Annotated in this window: 1 protein-coding gene; it reads right to left on the bottom strand. The window is 47.7% G+C overall.

What is annotated here, in order from left to right; genetic code table 11:
• Window positions 1–138 precede the first annotated feature (138 nt).
• The coding region (locus ACTIE6_RS21300) for a PVC-type heme-binding CxxCH protein (RefSeq protein WP_439558551.1) at window positions 139–3,169 on the bottom strand (3,031 nt) is incomplete at its 5' end.

Here is a 3,169-nt window from a genome sequence, read left to right as displayed (position 1 = left end):
ATGGTCTTCTTAGGCGGCAAACCTCCATTTTCAGCTAATAAATATCCTGTTGACAACACAACTGCGACGAGCAGCAGCGCCAGTTTTTGAATGGATCTGAACATAAATCGTATTTGAAGTTTACAAAATGCTTGTTTGTTATCTGGTAACCCGGAGAATTCCGTTCATCCCACGCCAGTGTCCCGGAAATGTACATACATAGGGATAATCGCCGGGCTCGTTGGGAACGGTAAATTCCAGGGTAACTGTCTCCCCGGAGCTCACGAGCCGGGTTGAATGCAGTACCTCCGGAATTTTGGGTACATACTGCTTTTCAGCTGCCTGCGGATCACGCAGCATTTCGTCTGCCGCTTTCCCCACTTTCTGCAAAGTACCTGGCTTAATGATCAACAGATTGTGCTGCATTCCGTCAGGATTTTCGAGATTAATAACCACCTTCTGTCCGGCTTTTACATTAATCAGCTTTTTGTCAAACTGCATGATCTCCTTCTCCACTTTCATTTCGATTACCATAGCACCCGACTTTGCACCTGCAGATTTGGGCTCGGCAGCGGCGACTTCTGACTTTCCTTCTTCCGGTTTGTTGAGTTCCAGACTGGCTTTCTGAAAATTACCCGCAAAGCCAAACTTACCTTCATATTCACCGATGTTGTTCTCCCCTTCCACATCCTCTCCGGTTCTCACCGTATTTTCGAGCGGCATTGCAAAAAGCATGTGCGCCTTTCCTTCGGCAGCAAGTTTTCCGTCAATATTGATAAAGATCTTTCCATCCTTTTTCAAACCCGCTTCCACATCAAACTTCTCAGGAAGTGGTTCCTTTGTGACAGCTTTGGCGAGCATTCCGTGCTGCTTCACAGCCATAATCAGCTTTCCATCCTGGATATAGAGCGCGTAGCCGCCTTCCTTGCCACCTTGTCCAGCAATAAATCCCTGCAAAGCGCGGTCTTTACCTTTCGCTACACTCGCCTTGATCGTAATTTCCTTTCCCGTAACATCAGGCGGGAATTGGAGACTGTTCCTTCTTCCCAAAACATACACCTCTTTTTTCAATGCCTTAGCTATCTGATCTGACAATGCAGATTTGCCAGTTTGCCCGGCCGAGGCAGTCATAAAGCCTTTCTCATGCTGGATACCGGCTGCCAGCAGTGCTTTAGATAGCCACTTATCTTTTACATTCTCGTCCTGCAATGAAGCCTGGTACACAGCAGCGCCGATTTTGTCGGAAGCAGGCATTTCAACCAAAGCCACAAAAACCGCCAACCTGGTGTTCAGATCAGGATCTTTCATCAGTTTTTGTATTGATTCAAAACTTTGCTCATTCTTTGGTAGTACCGAAGCAGCTGCTTTCCGTACACCCGCCGCAGGATGTGAAAGTGCTTTATTCACCACTTCCAGACTTTTCAGGTCAGATCCGTCCATTACGCCGAGCCCGTGTAAAGTCCACAATGCATGCACAGCCGGACTATTCAGCCCAATCTCGTCTACTTTCTGATTTTCAATGATTTTGTACAAATCCGGCACAACAGAGCGTTTCCCCGATTCAACCAGCAATCGCTGCGCGGTCATTCTCCAAAACATATTGTCGTTTTCCAGAGCCGCTACCAAGCCCGGCAGATCGTCTTTTGAAAGCTTCATAATCGCAGCTTTCTTCGCATTTTTATAAACAACCCGGTAAACACGCCCATGGTTAAGATCCCGCATCGGGCTGCTGAATGCATTTCCTTGTCCGTGCGGCTGATCTTTGAACGGGATAATAAATTCTGCTGGTGACTGTGCAGGCACAAATACATTGTGCTGAATGATGAAGTTGTACCAATCGGAAACCCAAACTGCGCCATCGGGACCTACTTCGGCATAAACCGGACCAAACCATTCATCAGAGCTCGCCATGAAATTCCAGCCGTCTTTCTCCTTGAAACCAGCACCGTCTTTTTCAATTATGGCTTTATGAACCAGCCTGATCGTAGGCTCAGCGACGAATGCAATGCGGTTCCAGTATTCTTTTGGGAATGCTCTTGCGGTATAAAAATGATGACCTGCAGCCGAAGTATATCCACCTACCACATCCACCTGGCGCAGGTTCGGTGTCATGGAATGCGCATCATAATGCCCGTCGATTTTCTGTACGGATTGGATTCCCGGCTCTTCACTCTCAACGGAGCGCTGCAGGTATTTGGCCGACATGGAATAGTAGGCACTGTGCGTATTGTTGGCGGTTGATAAAAACACATTGTTGTCTTCGGTTACCCCCAGCCCCCAGGTATTATTGCTGCTGCTGCCAAGGTATGCAAACTCTTTCCCGTCGGGTTTGAAATGGTAAACACCCTGCGAGAAATTATAGGCTTTTCCATTGATAGTTCCTTTAAAACCAGAGTACCCGTTTACGCCCCAGATCTTATTGTCAAAACCATATTGCAGGTTGGAAGGCCCGGCGTGGGTATCATTTTTCCCCCAGCCTGTCATAATCACCTCGCGCACATCCGCCTTATCATCTCCATTGGTATCTTTCAGGAAAACAAAGTCAGGCGCCATGGAAACGATAATCCCGCCATTTGAAAAGACCATGCTGGTGGGAATGTTCAGATTATCTGCAAAAACTGTGAATTTATCTGCCTTGCCGTCGCCGTCGGTATCCTCACAGATCTTGATCCGGTCATTGGCTACTCCGTCAGTTTCCTTGAATGTATTCGGATAATCAACGGACTCTACCACCCACAATCTCCCCCGCTCGTCCCACGCCATAGCAATCGGATTGGTAATGTCGGGCTCTGCTGCGAAAAGTTGTATTTCAAAACCGACAGGTACCTGCGTCAGTTTGTTCGACTCTGCCGGCGGCAGCGCTTCCTGCATTTTAGGTACTACGTGTCTTTTGGTATAATTCGCGATGGTGTCGGCGTCATAAATATCCGGGTCAGGCAGTTTTAATGCGGCAATGCTTTTCTGAACATTATCTCCAATTGCCCATAGAACCCCATTTCTGACCAGATCTAAAAACCCGCGGTTGGTCCAGGTACTGTCTTCGTGACCGTAAGCTGTATAAAACACCCGGCCTTTTCCTTCATTTCTCACCCAGGTATAAGGTTCGTGGTGATCGCCTTCCACGCGCTCTCCCAAAACCGTTTTATCAGGATTGAGATTTTTGTGTACATAGGTTTCGTCCCAGGTTTCA

Origin of the sequence: Dyadobacter sp., assembly GCF_051859145.1 — a bacterium.
GTDB lineage: Bacteria > Bacteroidota > Bacteroidia > Cytophagales > Spirosomataceae > Dyadobacter.
This window is presented reverse-complemented; position numbering and strand designations above follow the sequence as displayed.